This window comes from Amycolatopsis acidiphila, from assembly GCF_021391495.1.
In the GTDB taxonomy this organism is placed as follows: domain Bacteria; phylum Actinomycetota; class Actinomycetes; order Mycobacteriales; family Pseudonocardiaceae; genus Amycolatopsis_E; species Amycolatopsis_E acidiphila.
The window spans coordinates 2,973,414-2,987,885 of record NZ_CP090063.1 but is presented as its reverse complement, the minus strand read 5'-3'; the positions used below and the strand labels follow the sequence as shown (position 1 = coordinate 2,987,885).

Sequence of the window (14,472 nt, the reverse complement as noted above, 5' to 3'; positions counted from 1 at the left end):
GCCTCACTCCCGGTGCAGGGTCAGCGTCGTCCACGCGCCGAGGTGGATGCGGTCGCCTTCGGCGAGGGGGCGCGGGGTGTTCGGTTTGAGCCCGTCGCGCGAGTAGTTGAGGTAGGTGCCGTTCGCGGAGTTCATGTCCACCACCGACCAGCCCTCGTCCGCGGGCACCAGCAGGGCGTGCAGCCGCGACACGCCGATGTCCTCGGGCGGCCCGGTCAGGTCGATGTCCGGCGTGATGCCCCGGGTGTGGCTGCGGCGCCCGATCGCGATCTGCGCACCTGCGAGGCGGAACCGGCGCTCGGGGCAGAACGGCGGGAACTGGATCGGGTCGGCGTCGGGGCCGCCCTCGGCCTTCACCGCGCGGAAGTAGCGCTCGTCGGCCGACACCACGACCGACCAGGCCGCCGTCTGCGCGACCGGTTCCGGCTCGGCGGGGACGGCGACCGGCGCGGCGAGGGAGTCCGCGCCGCAGCCCTCGCAGAACCGGCCGTCCAGCTGGGCTCCGCACGACGGGCACGGGCGCGCCGCCGGCCGCTCGGCGACGGACGCCGGTGCGGCCTGCTCGAAGGCGAGCCCGCACACGTCGCAGAACTCGTCGTCGGCCGAGTCGTGGCCCTGGGGGCAGACCGGCATCAGTGCTCACCCCCGGCCTCACCGGAGCCCTTGCCGACGCGCTTGGTCACCTGCGACCGGCTCTCCAGCGTCATCGCGTCGACCGCGCTCACCTGGCGCCTGAGCCGCACCGTGCCGCGCACGGGATCGACCACGTCCACCACCTTCGCCAGCAGCTTCGCCGTGTCCTCGTGCCCGGAGGAGTTCGCCAGCGCCACCGCCCGGCCCAGCTTCGCCGTCGCCGTCTCGATCTGGCCCTTGCGCTGCGCCTCCAGTCCTTCCTCGATCACCGCCGCCAGCTCCGCCTGCCCGGTGTAGTGCGCGACCTCGGGGCTGATCTTCGTCGACAGCGCCGTGTCGTCGGTCCAGACCGCGAGCACCTGCCCCTTGCCGAGCACCTCGCCGGTGCCGGTGGCGACGAGGCTGACGCGCGCGGCGAGCATCTTCTCGCCCACCGCCGCGGGCGGCACCCGCACGCAGACGTGGTAGTCGCGGCTCTCCGACCCCCAGGCGCCGGTCGGGTAGTCGCCGCTGCGGGGCGCGGACTCCTCCCGCCGCGCGGTCAGGTCCAGCAGCGACGGTTCCACCTGCTTCACGAACTTCACCGTCGCGCCCTGCGGCGTCCAGACCCGCAGCGCCACGTCGGCGACCTCCTTGCCCATCGCGGCGGCAGTCATCTCCCGGAAGTCCGCCTCGAGGTCCTCGGCCTCGGCGACGATGCCCACCGACCCGAGCAGCGCGTCCGCGATCTTGCGCAGCTCGCGCACCTCCCAGTCGGTGCCGACGCCGCGGCAGTCGCAGACGAACTGCCCGGCCACCTCGCCGAGGATCCGGTCGAGCTTGTGCGCCCGCTCGTGCACGTTCTTGCCGTCGGTCAGCAGGATCGCGTGCCGCAGCGCGCCCGCCTGGGTGGCGAACACGTCCTTCGCCAGCAGCAGCCACTCGCCCATCGCCGTGCCACGGTCGGCGCGCAGCCGCTGGACGGCCTGCTTGGCCTCGGCGCGCGACGCCGCGTCCGCGGGCACCATGCCCAGCCGCGGCGGGTACACCAGCTCCGCATTGTCCGTACCGGCGATGACGGCGAACGCGACCCCGTCGCGCAGGGTGTCGATGGCCGCCCCCGTGGCCCGTTTCGCCGCGGCCAGCTTGGTACGCGGATGGTCCATCGAGCCCGAGCAGTCGACGATGAGCACCTCCGCCGCGGGCGTGTCCCCCGCCGGGGCGCCGCCGCCGCGCGACGTGACCGTGACGACCGCGTTGACCTCGGCCGCGCCCTGCGGCAGGTACTCGTTCTGGTAGACCTCGACCTCGAAATCACTCATCGCCTGCGCTCCTGCGGCTGTGGAAGGGGTACGGCACGGCGACGACCGTGATGTTGTCGCCGCCGCCGAGCTCGAGGGCGGCCGCGGTGAGCTCCGCGGCGACCCGGGCGGGCGACCCGCTCGCCCGGGCGGCGATGCTTTCTGCCGTGGGCAGGTAGTTCCACAGCCCGTCGCTGCACACGACGAGCGTGCCGGGCTCGTCCGGCGGCACCCCGACGACGTGCGGCAGTCCGGGCTCGGCGTCCGCGCCCACCCAGCGGGCGAGCGCGTGGGCGTTCGCCTCGGCAGAGGCCTCCTCGTCGCTCAGCCCGGCCGCGACCAGCTGTGCGTGCAGGGTGTCGTCGGTGGTCAGCTGCCGGGAGTCCGCACCGGCGAGCCAGTAGGCGCGGCTGTCGCCGATCCAGCCGACGGTGACGCCCTCCTCGGTCGCCACCGCCGACACGAGCGTGCACGACGGGGCCAGGTCCGGCGAGGTGGGTTCGGCGAGCAGCTCCACCGCCTCGAACGCCGCGGCGGACCCGTCCACAGTGGACTCATACGGGTCCTTGCCCGCCTGCAGGCAGTCGACGATCCGGGCCAGCGCGGCGTCCACCGCGGTCTGAGCGGCCTGGTCGGCCCGTTCCGTCGAACCCACCCCGTCGCAGACGACCACGACGACGGCGGCCGGCGCGCTTTCCGGTCCCACCACGGCGCAGGCCATGGAGTCCTCGTTGCGCACCCGCGCCCGGCCGCGGTCGCTCACCCCCGCCACCACGCCGAAGTCGAACTCCATCCGGTCGCGCGGCGCGGGCTGCGCGCGCCCGCACCGCTCGCAGAAGCCCTCCGCGTCCACCCGGCCGGCACAGCTCACGCAGGTGCTGCGGCGGGCGCCTTGCGGACCGCCCTCGGGGGTCCGCCGCAGCAGCAGGCTCAGCCCGCAGCTCTCGCAGAACCGGTCTTCGGCGTGCGCCGGCTGCCCGCATTCCGGGCACGAGACGGCCGCCATCAGAACCAGGTCCTCGGCCGGACCCGGTTGGCCTCGTCGACCAGCGCGATGCGCTCGAGCCGGCCGGTCGCCTGGCGCGCGAGGCGCAGATACCACGTCTCCAGCCCCTTTCGCAGGTCCTGTTCCCTCAGCCGGCAGCCCAGCACCGTTCCACCGCCTCCGTTCGTGTTCGTGCCCACCCAGTCCAGCGCCGCGCGCAGCAGGTCACGAGACGCCTGCGCGCGCCGGTACTCGTCCAGCTCCAGCCGCGAGAGCCGCTCGCCGGCCGTCACCAGGTCCTCTTCGGACAGTCCGGTGCTGGCGGTGCGCGCCCTGATCGCGGCCAGCTGGGCCGCGAGGTAGTGGCTGGAGGTCTCCGGCACCGACTCCAGCACGTCGACGGCTTCGGCCCGGTTTCCCTTGTCCAGCATGGCCCGCGCCAGCCCGAAGGCCGCGCTGATGAAGGTGCGGTCGGCCCGCCACACCGTGCGGTAGTACCGATCGGCGTCACCGGCCTCGTCCGCCGCCTCCGCGCACGCCGCGATCGCGAGCTTCGGCGCGGTCTCGCCGGGCACGAGGTCGTACACGGCCTCGAAGGACTGCCGCGCCTGGTGTGGCTTGCCGTCGGCGAGCGCGGCGATCCCGCGGTACCACTCGCCGCGCCAGTCCCCCGGCGCGAGCTTCGCCGTGTTGATCGTTTTCCTTGCCGCACCGGGATCTCCCGCGTCGATCTGCGCCCGCGCGAGCCGGAGCTTGATCTCCACGCCCTGCACCGGTGCGTCCGACAGCTCCGCGACCAACGCTTGCGGGCCGGTCTCGGCGAGCGTGGCCAGGAACGCGGTGCCGGGGTCGGTCAGGTCCACCCGCGGCACCGGCAGCGCCGCCGCGATGTCGGTGAGCGCGGGCCTGCCCCGCACCCCGAAGGTGCGTCGTTCCGGGGTGAACTCGGTCGACACGCGAGTCCGCGGCTGACCGTCCAAAGTGGCCGCGACCTCACGGAACACCCCGTCGAGCTGGTCGCGCATCTCCTCGGCCGAGCCGAACCGCCGGCCCGGGTCGGGGTGGGTCGCGCGCAGCAGCAGCCGGTGGAAGGACTCGAACTCCGCCAGCAGCGGCACCTCGTCGGCCGGGGGCAGCGTGTCGCGGTAGGCGTGGTGGAAGTCGAAGGGGAACGTCATCACCGCGAGCGCCCGGCCCACCGTGTACACATCGGACACCGGCGAGGGCAGCTGCTTGCCGATCTCCGGCGCCTGGTAGCCGGCGGTGCCGTAGATGGGGCTGTCGGAGTCGGCGCAGTGCCGGACCGCGCCGAGGTCGATGAGCTTGAGCTGGTCCTCGACCTGGATCGCGTTGTCCGGCTTGAAGTCGCAGTAGACCAGCCCGCTGGCGTGCAGGTGGCCCAGCGCGGGCAGGATCTCCAGGGTGTAGGCGATGGCCTGGGTGATCGGCAGGCACGCGGTGGGCTCGCCCTGCTCGCGGCGCTGCTTGACCAGGTCCTTGATCGAGGTGCCGCCGACGTACTCCATCACGATGTAGCCGGTGCCGCGGTGCTCCACGAAGTTGTAGATGCGCACGATCGAGGGGTGCTCGACCTGCGCGAGGAACTTCGTCTCGGCGATCGCGGCCGCCATCGCGTCCGCGTCCCCGGTGTCGAGCAGGCCCTTGAGCACCACCCACCGGTCGGCGACCCGGTGGTCGGCGGCGAGGTAGATCCAGCCGAGCCCGCCGTGCGCGAGGCAGCCGAGCACTTCGTACTGCTCGTGCACCAGCTCGCCAGTGCAAAGCTTGGGGGTGAACGAGAAGCGGTGCCCGCACTGCGGGCAGAACCCCTCGACGCGACCGGGTTCGCCGTCGTGGCCCCGGCCGACCTTCGCGCCGCAGGCGCTGCAGAACCGCTTGTTCTCCGGCACCTGCGGATCGGTGAGCACGGCTTCGCGCGGGTCGCGCCGGGGCACGTTCGGCACGTCGATCACCCCGCGCCCCAGCAGGTTCCGGCTCGCCGAGCGCGTGGACCCGCGGGCCGGCCGCGAGGACGACGCGGACACCGGGGTGCTCCACGAAACGCTGGTGGGCGCCGAGAACCCCGTCGAGGACGTGGCGGGGCCGAGGCCGGCCTGCGGGGCTTCGAGGCCGCACGCGTCGCAGAAGCCGTCCTCGTCGATCCGGCCGTCGCAGCCGCTGCGCGGACAGGCGCTCATCGTCGCTCCTTCCCGTGTTCCCGCAGCGCTCGCTGGTACCGCCCGACCGCGATCGTCGCGGCGGGCAGGTCGCACGGGATCGTGTACAGCAGCTCGTAGGCCCGCGCGTGCAGCCCGGCGAGCTCGAGGTCTTCGACGTGCCCGAGCCGGCGGGCCTTGGCGCGGTAGGCGTCCAGGCGGCCGCGCAGTTCGAGCCGCCGGTCGAGCAGGCCGGTGGCGAAGCCCAGCTGCGCGCGCGCGTCCGCGAGCGCGGCACGGGCGTCGCGGTCCAGCTCGGCCAGCGCGGCCGAGAGGGCCCGCCAGCGCTTGGCGCGCCACAGGTCGGCGAGCTCGGTCAGCCGCGCTCGCAACGGCGGGGCCCGGTTGCCCGGCGGTTCGAGCCCAGGTGCGGCGATCTTCTCCAGGACGGTCGCGTGCACCGAACGGACCTCCGCCTCGACCCCGGCCACCCGGTCGACGACGGCCTCCAGCTCGTACTGGCGGTCGTCGAACCCGTCGCGGGCCGCGACCAGCTCGTCGAGCCCGGCCCGCAGGTCCGCCACTTCCGCCGCGAGCCGCCCGGGCGGGTGCACGCCGGCGGCGAGCGGATCCGCCAGTGCGGTCCGCCGCAGCGCCGCCAGCTCTCCGGCCAGCTCGCTCAGCCGGGGCTCCTCGACGCGGAGCGACCCGGCCAGCGCCTGGGCCGTGCGCACCTGCGTGTCGAGCGGGTCGAGCTGTTCCACCGTGGCGTGCCAGGCTTTCTCGGCGGCGGCGAGCACCTCGGTGACGGTCGAATAGGACCTCTTCATCATCGACACGAGCTCGGTGAGCGTGACGGTCTCGGTGACGACCGCAGGACCGGTGAGGCTCCGCCGTTCGATGGGCAGCCGCTCCGCGTTCAGCTCGACCACCGCGCCGGTCAGCAGGGACGTCAGCTCGGTCAGCTCCGCCGGGCCCGGCCGGGCCCGGCGGGCCCGCACCTCCCGCGCGCGGTCGACCAGCTCGCGGTGGCGTGCGAACTGCTCCCACAGCACGCTCATCGCCGCGCTCGCCTCCGCCCAGCGGCGGGCCGTCACGCCGGTCAGGTCCGCGCCGCCGAGCAGCCGTTGCCCGGGATGGCCGTCCATCGCGACGAGCGCCTCGGCCATCCGGTCGCTCTCCTCGCCGAGCTCCGCGAGCGCGCGGTCGGCCTGCTCCGGGTCCAGCACGCGCATCAGTCCCGGTAGTGCGGGGCCGGCGGGGCCGGCACGGGACCGGGCAGCAGGTCGTCCAGCCAGTGCCGGTAGGACGCGGCCCAGGTGCCGCTCGCGCGCACCTGGTCGAGCACGCCGTTGACGAACCGCACCATGTCGTCCTGGCCCTTCGGCACCGCGATCCCGTACGGCTCGGCGGCCAGTGACGCGCCGACGACCTCGGTGTAGCGGTCCTGCGCGGCCATCCCGCCGAGGATGACGTCGTCGGTCGACACCGCGTCCACCTGTCCCTGCTGCAGCAGCACCAGGCAGTCGGTCCAGTCGGCGACCCCGACCGCCACCGGTTTCGCGGGCAGCGCCTGCACGGTGGCCAGCGAGGTCGAGCCCTTGGTGGCGCACACCCGCTTCCCGCCGAGCTGCTCCGGCCCGCCGATGCCCGAGTTCCGCTTCACCAGGATCCGTTGCTGCGCCTCGTAGTACTCCGCGGAGAACTGCACCTGGGCGCGCCGGTCGCAGGTGATCGTCATGGTGCGCACCACCAGGTCCACGTCCCCCCGCTGCAGCGCGGGCACCCGCTGGTCGGAGGTCAGCGCGCGCAGCTGGATCGCGTCCGGGTTCCCGAACAGCGCCTGCGCGACCGCACGTGCCATGTCGATGTCGAAGCCCTGGATCTGCCCGGTGAACGGGTCGCGGAAGCCCATGTTCAGGGTGTTCTGGTCGACCCCGACGACGAGCTTGCCGCGTTGCGCGATCTTCGCCATCGTCGAGCCGGCCGGCGGCTGCCCGGGCGCGGGCATCGGGCTGAGCGGGCGGAGGCTGGCCAGCACGTCGCCGCACTGCTGGGCGGCGGCCGGCGCCGAGGCCGCGGCGGGCGCGGCCCCGCCGGGAGTGGGCACCTGCGCGGGCACGGTCGGCACGGGGGTGGTCGTCACCGTGGCGCAGCCGGTGAGGGTCAGCGCCGCGAAGGCCAGTGCGAGGGCTCGTCTCATCGGTAGTCCTTCAGCCGTCGCCAGATCCCGGCCGCGGAGCCCGCCGCGGCCAGCACCGCGAGCACGGTGACCGCTGCCATGGCACCGGCGAGGCTGCGGCTGGCGCCGTTCACCTCGGCGCCGAAGGTGTCGCGGGTGCGGTCGATGGCATCCCGCAGATCCCCGTCGAGGCGGTCGAAGATCCCGGCGGCGCCGGTGGGGTCGGCGTCGGTCGCGCGTTGCACGGCCAGCACGTAGTCGCCCTGGTCGTCGGCGGCGCGGATGCCGGTGTGCGCGAGGGTCCAGGCCTTGGCGTCCGCGGCGGCGGCCGTCACCCGCCGGCCCACCTCCGGGTCGGTCGCCGCCGCCCGCGCGCGGTCGAGCAGGCCGGTCAGCTGCCCGGTGACCTTCACGTAGTCGTCCTGGTAACTGCTGTCGGCCCCACGGGCGACGAGGGTCAGCGTCTCGTCGGCACGGGCGTTGAGCGTGGCGATCCTGGCCTGGGCGAGCAGGTCCACCTGCGCGGAGCCGTCGCTGCGGCTGTCGCCGACGTCCTTCATCGCCGAGGTCGTCGCGACCAGCACCCACAGCAGGGACACGACCGTGGCCGCGGTGGCCACCAGCAGCCCGGCGTTGAGCACGCGGTTGGTGCGCCGCCGCAGGAACGCCTGTGCCGCCACGAGCAGCCCGATCACCACGAGCGCCAGCAGGATCTCCGCCCACGGCACACTGCTCGCGCTGTCCTGGTCGGCCGCCAGCTGGTCCGCCTCGCCGCCGTAGAGCGCCTGCGCGGCGGGCAGCAACCGGGTGCGCATCAGGTTCGAGGCCTCGCGCTGGTAGGCCGCGCCCAGCGGCAGGCCCTGCCGGTTGTCCGCCCGCGCGGTCTCGACCAGGCCCGTGTAGACCGGCAGCTGCCCGGCGAGGGTGGCCAGCGGGCTGCCGGCCGCCGTCACGTCCGCCGGTTCCCGTGCCGCGACGGCGATCGCGAGGGCGTTGGCCGCCTGCGCGATGTCGGCCTCGTAGCGCTGGCGGGTCGCGGCCGGCTCCAGGCCGCCCGCGAGGAACGCACCGGTCGCGGTGGCGTCGGCGTCCGACAGCGAACGATAGATCTCCTGCGCGGCGGCGGTGAGCGGGCCGCTGCGGGTCGCGAGATCGTCGATCGCCTGGCCCCGCCGCTGCACGCTCAGGGAGGTGAACAGCCCGGCCAGAAGCGCGGCGGCCACGAGCACGAGCGCGAACGCGGTCAGCACGCCGGGCGTGGTCCGGGCGAGCGCCCCGGCCTCCCGGACCGGCCGGCTGCTGAGGATGGCGGTCATCCGCGGCCCACCGGTGACGTGCTTGCGTCCCCCACTGCGGCACCCTCCCCCCGGGAAACCAGGTCTGTGCCCGCAACAATCGTCGACTCACCCGATCGCGTTAACGGTTGAGCCCGGTTCGCGGCAACATTGGTGCCTATACGTAATCGAATTACTCGATCAGGAGGACGTCGAGCGTCCGAGGGCCGTGCACGCCCTCCACCCGGTCCAGCTCGATGTCACTCGTCGCCGACGGCCCGGAGATGAACGTGAGCGGGCGCGTCGGCTCCAGCCGGGCGACTGCCTCGGGCACGGTGGCCACGATCTGCGCGGCCCGCACGACGCACAGGTGGTAGTCGGGCACCAGGGTCAGCGCCCGGCGGCCCTGGCCCGGGCCGCCGTCGAGGACGATCGTGCCGGTCTCGGCGATGGTGACCGCGCAGGCGCTGAGCACGCCGTCCGCGGCGTCGAGCTCGTCCACGGTCAGCGGCGGCTCGTCGGTCAGCCACCGGACACCCTCGACCCGCCACTCGCGCGGCAGCCCGGCGGGCGCGACGACGGTCCGGACCTCGCGCCGGCGCAGGGTTTCCGCGACGAACTCCGGCAGCTGCTCCTCGCTGATCCGGCGCACTTCCGCGCGGTAGTCGGCGATGCGTTCGGCGGCCAGGCCCACCACGTCGGGATGGTCGCGGCTCGTCGCATACGCCCGCGGCACCGGCCCGGGCGCGGGACGGTCGCGCAGTGCCGTGCGCACGCGCCCCAGTATCTCCGCTCGCGCGTCAGCCACGGTTGTTCCTCCACCACGTCCGGAAGCTCTCGCGGGCGGGCAGCGGCGCGTCCCGCGAGTCGGTCCACAGCGAGCCGGGCCACGGCAGCTTCGTGATCTTCCCGCCCGGCACCAGGTACCGCGCGAGCGAGCCCGCCTTCTGGGCGGCTTCGTACTTGCGCGGGTCGTGGAAGACCTTGCCCAGCGCCGTCATCGCGAGCTTTTCGGGCGAGGTTTTCGGTTTCGCCGCAACGGTTTTCGCCCGAAGATGAGTCAGCACCTCGGGGATGTCGATGCGCACCGGGCAGACCTCGAAGCAGGCCCCGCACAGCGAAGACGCGTACGGCAGCGAAGCGGCCTGCTTGTCGTGCGGGTCGGCGACCAGCTGCGGGGTGAGGATCGCGCCGATCGGGCCGGGATAGACCGAGCCGTAGGCCTGTCCGCCCGTGCGCTCGTACACCGGGCACACGTTGAGGCAGGCCGAGCACCGGATGCACCGCAACGCCTGGCGCCCCACCGGGTCCGCGAGTGTTTGGGTGCGGCCGTTGTCCAGCAGCACCAGGTGGAACTCGCGCGGCCCGTCGCCGGGCGTCACCCCGGTCCACACCGAGGTGTAGGGGTTCATCCGTTCCGCGGTCGAGGACCGGGGCAGCAGCTGCAGGAAGACCTCGAGGTCCCGCCAGGAGGGCACCAGCTTTTCCAGGCCCATCACGGTGATCAGCGTTTCCGGCAGGGTCAGGCACATCCGCCCGTTGCCCTCGGACTCGACGACCATGATCGACCCGGTGTCGGCGACGGCGAAGTTCGCCCCGGACACCGCGACCTTCGCGGTCAGGAACTTCTGCCGCAGGTGCTTGCGCGCCGCTTCGGCCAGCGCCCGCGGCTCGGCGGGCAGGTCCGCGGGCGCGCCCGGCATCTCACGGCGGAAGATGTCGCGGATCTCGGCGCGGTTGCGGTGGATCGCGGGCACCAGGATGTGCGAGGGCCGGTCGTGGCCCAGCTGCACGATCAGCTCGGCGAGGTCGGTCTCGACCGCGGTCACGCCGCCGGCCTCGAGCGCCTCGTTGAGGCCGATCTCCGCGGTGGCCATGGACTTGACCTTCACGACCTCGTCCGTGCCGGCCTCCCGCACGAGCCGCAGCACGATCTCGTTGGCCTCCGCGGCGTCGCGCGCCCAGTGCACGACCCCGCCGCGCGCGGTCACCGCCGCCTCGAGCCGTTCCAGGTAGGTGTCCAGGTTCGCCAGCACGTCGTCCTTGATCACCTCGCCCGCGCGGCGCAGCTCCTCCCAGTCCGGCACCTCGGACACGACACGGGTGCGCTTGTCCCGGATGGTGTGCGTGGCGTGGCGGAGGTTGCGCCGCAGCTGCGAGTCCGCGAGCGCCTCGTGCGCGGCCTCGGGGAACGCCGGGACGCCCAGCCAGGTCACCGGGTTGCGAGCCACGGTTCCTCCTCCGTCGAGGCCAGGATGTCGGCCAGGTGCACGGTCCGCACCCCCGCGCGCAGCCGCGACAGGCCGCCGCCGATGTGCATCAGGCACGAGTTGTCGCCCGCCGTCAGCACCTCTGCGCCGGTATCGAGCACGTACCGCATCTTGTCGCCGAGCATCGCCGTGGACGTCTCGGAGTTCTTCAGCGCGAAGGTGCCGCCGAACCCGCAGCAGGACTCCGCGGCGGGCAGCTCCACCAGGTCCAGCCCCCTGACCGCGCGCAGCAGCTTCAGCGGCCGCTCGCCGACGCCGAGCATCCGCAGCGAGTGGCAGGTCGGGTGGTAGGTCACGCGGTGCGGGAAGTACGCGCCGACGTCGGTCACGCCGAGCACGTCCACCAGGAACTCCGACAGCTCGTACATCCGCCCGGGCAGGTCGGAGTCCAGCAGCTTCGGGTAGATGTCGCGCACCATCGCCGCGCACGACCCCGACGGCGCGACCACCGCGTCGTACCCGGCGAAGGACTCCCCCAGCCGCCGCGCCAGCGGCACCGTCTCGTCCCGGTAGCCGGTGTTGAAGTGCATCTGCCCGCAACAGGTCTGCGAGAGCGGGAAGTCCACCTCGCAGCCGAGCCGTTCGAGCAGCCGCAGCACCGCCTTGCACGTCTCCGGGAAGAGGGTGTCCCCCAGGCACGTGGCGAACAGCGCGACCCTGACCGTCATGCGCGGAACTCTAGTGGTGGTTTCAACCAGCGGCACCGCCGGTCCGGTAGACCCGCATCGGCAGCGAACCCCACGCGCGCAGGGTGTTGTTGTGGTGGCGGCGGACCGGGCCGGCGAGCTCGAACCGCTCGACCCGCGCGGCCAGCGCCGTGAGCAGGGCCTCGGCCTCCAGGCGCGCCACGTGCTGGCCGGCGCACTGGTGGATGCCCATGCCGAAGCCGACGTGGCCGGACGGGTCGCGGGACAGGTCGAAGGCGTCCGGGTCCGCCCAGCGGCGCGGGTCGCGGTTCGCCGCGGCGAGGAACATCAGGATCTTCTTGCCGTCCGGGATCGTGACCCCGCCGACCGACATGTCCGTGGTGGCGGTGCGGAAGAACGTCTGCACCGGCGACTCCCAGCGCACGGCCTCGTCGAAGGCCACCCGGGCGAGGGTGCCGGGCTGTTCCCGAAGCCGGTCCCACTGCTCGGGATGGGTGGCGAAGGCGTAGAGCACGGCCGCCAGCCCGTGCACCGTGGTGTCGACCCCGGCCGTCAACAGCGACCGGACGACGAGTGGCGCCTGTTCGTGCGTGATGTCGCCGTGGTCGGCCGCGGCCCAGATCTGCGCGCCGAACCCCTCGCCGTCGAGGACGTCGCGGGCACAGACACTGTCGACCCAGCCCGACAGCTCGGCCACCCGCGGCTGTCCCTTCTCGACGAGGTCGTTGGCCGGGCCGAAGGCGTTGAACGCGTGGTCGCCGTAGGGCAGCAGGTGCTCGCGACCGGCCTTCGGAATGCCGACGGCGTCGGGGAAGACGCGCAGCGGGAAGGCTTCGGCGAGCGCGGTCACCGCGTCGAACTCGCTGTCCGCCAGCGCCTTCTCGACCAGCTCCTCGGCGTCGGCGAACCACGCCTCCCGCAGCTTCCGCAGCGCACGCGGGCCGAGGATCTTCGACAGCACCACCCGGGGCGCGTCGTGCCGCGGTGGGTCGGCTTCGAGCAGCAGACTCGGCGGCCGCCACGGCTTCTCCGCCCGGAAGTTGCTCAGGCCGACCCCGGCCGCGGACTGGAAGCCCTGCCAGTCCGTCAGCGCGGCGTGCACCTGCTCGTAGCGCGCCATGGCGTAGACGTCGTACCGGTCCAGATGGACGACCGGCCCGGCGTCGCGCAGCGCGGCGTGCATCGGCAGCGGATCTTCGAGGACCTCGTGGCAGAACGGGTCGATCATGGCTGTCCTCACAGGTCGAGTACCAGGCGGTCGGAACGGGAACGGGAGACGCAGAGGAACATGCAGTCCCCGGCGGCGCGCTCGGCGTCGTCGAGGATGGAGTCGCGGTGGTCGGGGACGCCGTCGACGACACCGGTTTCGCAGGTGCCGCAGGTGCCCTGGCGGCACGAGGACAGCACGTTCACGCCGGCCCCGGCGACCGCGTCGAGCACCGACTGTCCCGGCCGGACGGTGACCGCGCGGCCGCTGCGGGCGAGGGCGACCTCGAACGCCTCGGCGCGCACGGGCGCGCTCTGCTCCTTCGGCACGAACCGTTCGGTCCGCAGCAGACCGGCGGGCCACTGCGCGCACCGGTTCTCCACCGCGGCGAGCAGCGGTTCCGGTCCGCAGCAGTAGACCTTCCGGCCCCAGTCGGGCTCGCCGAGCCGGTGGTCGAGGTCGAGCAGCCCGTACTCGTCCTGCGGGCACACGTGCACGCGGTCGCCGTAACGGGCCAGCTCGTCGAGGAAGGCCATCGACCGGCGGGTCCGCCCGCCGTAGACCAGCCGCCAGTCCGCGCCGAGCAGGTCGGCCTGGTGCACCATCGGCAGCAGCGGGGTGATCCCGATGCCGCCCGCGACGAACAGGTAGCGCTCGGCCGGGACCAGCGGGAAGTTGTTGCGGGGCCCGCCGATCGACACGGTGTCGCCAGGTGACAGCTCGTCGTGCACGAACACCGAACCCCCGCGGCTCACGGGTTCCCGCAGCACGCCCACGCGGTAGGCGCGGGAGTCCCAGCGGTCCCCGCACAGCGAGTACTGGCGGACCAGGCCGCCGGGCAGGACCAGGTCCACGTGCGCGCCGGGTGCCCAGTCCGGCAGGCGCTGTCCCCGCGGATGGGCCAGGGTGAGGGTCACGACCCCCTCGGCGGCCGGGGACTTCTCGACGACCCGGAGGTCGACCGTCGTCATCGTCATCGATGCTCCTCGGTAACGGGATGTCCCGAGGATGCGGCGACGGCCCGGGCGGCTACAGCCGATTCTCACTCAGTGAGAGACCCATCGCCCGCCCGATGCCGAGCGCGGCGGCCCGCAGCGCGGGGATCTGGCTGCGCGCGTTCGCGTCGTTGGGCACGACGACGCTCAGCGCGGCGACGACGCCCCCGCCCGGCCCGCGGACGGGCACGGCGATCCCGGTCGCCCGCTCGTCGACGTAGCCGGCGCAGCACGCGAACCCGTCGCGCCGGATGTCGGCGAGCCGCGCCCGCAGCACCTTGGGGTCGGTGACCGTGTTCGGCGTGTAGCCGCGCAGCGGACCGGCCAGGACGCGTTCCTGCAGCTCCACCGGGGCGTGGGCGAGCAGGACCTCGCCCGAGGACGACACGTGCAGCGGCAGCCGCCCCGCGATGCGGGTCAGGTTGACCACCGCGTGCCGGGTGGACAGCCGCTCCAGGAACAGCACCTCGTCGCCCTCGAGGACGCCGAGCTGGGTGTGGTGCCGGACGACCGCGTGCAGGTCCTCCATGTACGGCATGGCCGCCTCGCGCAGCGGGAGCGCCGGCGAGGCGCGCGAGGCCAGCTCCCACAGCCGCATCCCGATGCGGACCTTGCGGTCGGCGTCGCGCTGCAGCCAGCCGTGCCCGACGAGCTGCTCGACCATCCGCGACGCGGTCGCCACGTGCAGGTCGGCCCGCCGGGCCAGCTCCGACACGCTCACCGCCGGGGTGTCCGTCCCGAACACCTCGAAGATCCGCACGATCCGGCCGAGCACCGACTCCTTCGTCACGCCCTCAGTGTGCGTCAGGGCTTGTGCGGCCCCCCGCCCGCGGGAATGATCGT

13 protein-coding genes are annotated in these 14,472 nt (G+C 73.6%); all 13 read right to left on the bottom strand.

Annotation, left to right across the window (positions count from 1 at the left end):
- Window positions 1-3: 3 nt before the first annotated feature.
- The gene (locus LWP59_RS14475) at window positions 4-633 is read right to left on the bottom strand and encodes an FHA domain-containing protein (protein ID WP_144634384.1); all 630 of its coding nucleotides are present in this window, start codon (window positions 631-633) and stop codon (window positions 4-6) included.
- Window positions 633-1,934 (bottom strand): vWA domain-containing protein, encoded by a 1,302-nt coding sequence (locus tag LWP59_RS14470; protein ID WP_144634381.1) that lies wholly within the window; start codon window positions 1,932-1,934, stop codon window positions 633-635. The genes LWP59_RS14475 and LWP59_RS14470 overlap by 1 nt, the downstream gene beginning before the upstream one ends.
- The gene (locus LWP59_RS14465; RefSeq protein ID WP_144634378.1) at window positions 1,927-2,919 is read right to left on the bottom strand and encodes a PP2C family serine/threonine-protein phosphatase; all 993 of its coding nucleotides are present in this window, start codon (window positions 2,917-2,919) and stop codon (window positions 1,927-1,929) included. Before LWP59_RS14465 ends, LWP59_RS14470 begins: the two co-directional genes overlap by 8 nt.
- The gene (locus tag LWP59_RS14460) at window positions 2,919-5,096 is read right to left on the bottom strand and encodes a serine/threonine-protein kinase (protein WP_144634375.1); all 2,178 of its coding nucleotides are present in this window, start codon (window positions 5,094-5,096) and stop codon (window positions 2,919-2,921) included. The genes LWP59_RS14465 and LWP59_RS14460 overlap by 1 nt, the downstream gene beginning before the upstream one ends.
- The gene (locus tag LWP59_RS14455) at window positions 5,093-6,289 is read right to left on the bottom strand and encodes a serine/threonine-protein kinase (RefSeq protein ID WP_144634372.1); all 1,197 of its coding nucleotides are present in this window, start codon (window positions 6,287-6,289) and stop codon (window positions 5,093-5,095) included. Before LWP59_RS14455 ends, LWP59_RS14460 begins: the two co-directional genes overlap by 4 nt.
- Complete coding sequence (locus tag LWP59_RS14450) at window positions 6,289-7,257, bottom strand: glutamate ABC transporter substrate-binding protein (RefSeq protein WP_144634369.1); 969 nt, start codon at window positions 7,255-7,257, stop codon at window positions 6,289-6,291. The genes LWP59_RS14455 and LWP59_RS14450 overlap by 1 nt, the downstream gene beginning before the upstream one ends.
- Complete coding sequence (locus LWP59_RS14445; protein WP_186383074.1) at window positions 7,254-8,552, bottom strand: hypothetical protein; 1,299 nt, start codon at window positions 8,550-8,552, stop codon at window positions 7,254-7,256. The genes LWP59_RS14450 and LWP59_RS14445 overlap by 4 nt, the downstream gene beginning before the upstream one ends.
- A 151-nt stretch (window positions 8,553-8,703) precedes the next feature.
- The gene (locus tag LWP59_RS14440; protein WP_144634366.1) at window positions 8,704-9,318 is read right to left on the bottom strand and encodes a LutC/YkgG family protein; all 615 of its coding nucleotides are present in this window, start codon (window positions 9,316-9,318) and stop codon (window positions 8,704-8,706) included.
- Window positions 9,311-10,741 (bottom strand): LutB/LldF family L-lactate oxidation iron-sulfur protein, encoded by a 1,431-nt coding sequence (locus LWP59_RS14435; protein WP_144634363.1) that lies wholly within the window; start codon window positions 10,739-10,741, stop codon window positions 9,311-9,313. Before LWP59_RS14435 ends, LWP59_RS14440 begins: the two co-directional genes overlap by 8 nt.
- Window positions 10,723-11,448 (bottom strand): (Fe-S)-binding protein, encoded by a 726-nt coding sequence (locus tag LWP59_RS14430; RefSeq protein ID WP_144634360.1) that lies wholly within the window; start codon window positions 11,446-11,448, stop codon window positions 10,723-10,725. The genes LWP59_RS14435 and LWP59_RS14430 overlap by 19 nt, the downstream gene beginning before the upstream one ends.
- Before the next feature lie 22 nt (window positions 11,449-11,470).
- Window positions 11,471-12,655 (bottom strand): cytochrome P450, encoded by a 1,185-nt coding sequence (locus tag LWP59_RS14425; protein ID WP_144634357.1) that lies wholly within the window; start codon window positions 12,653-12,655, stop codon window positions 11,471-11,473.
- 8 nt (window positions 12,656-12,663) lie between these two features.
- Complete coding sequence (locus tag LWP59_RS14420; RefSeq protein ID WP_144634354.1) at window positions 12,664-13,611, bottom strand: PDR/VanB family oxidoreductase; 948 nt, start codon at window positions 13,609-13,611, stop codon at window positions 12,664-12,666.
- Window positions 13,612-13,663: 52 nt separating this feature from the next.
- Window positions 13,664-14,419, bottom strand: a complete 756-nt coding sequence (locus tag LWP59_RS14415; RefSeq protein WP_144634351.1) for an IclR family transcriptional regulator — start codon at window positions 14,417-14,419, stop codon at window positions 13,664-13,666.
- Window positions 14,420-14,472 lie beyond the last annotated feature (53 nt).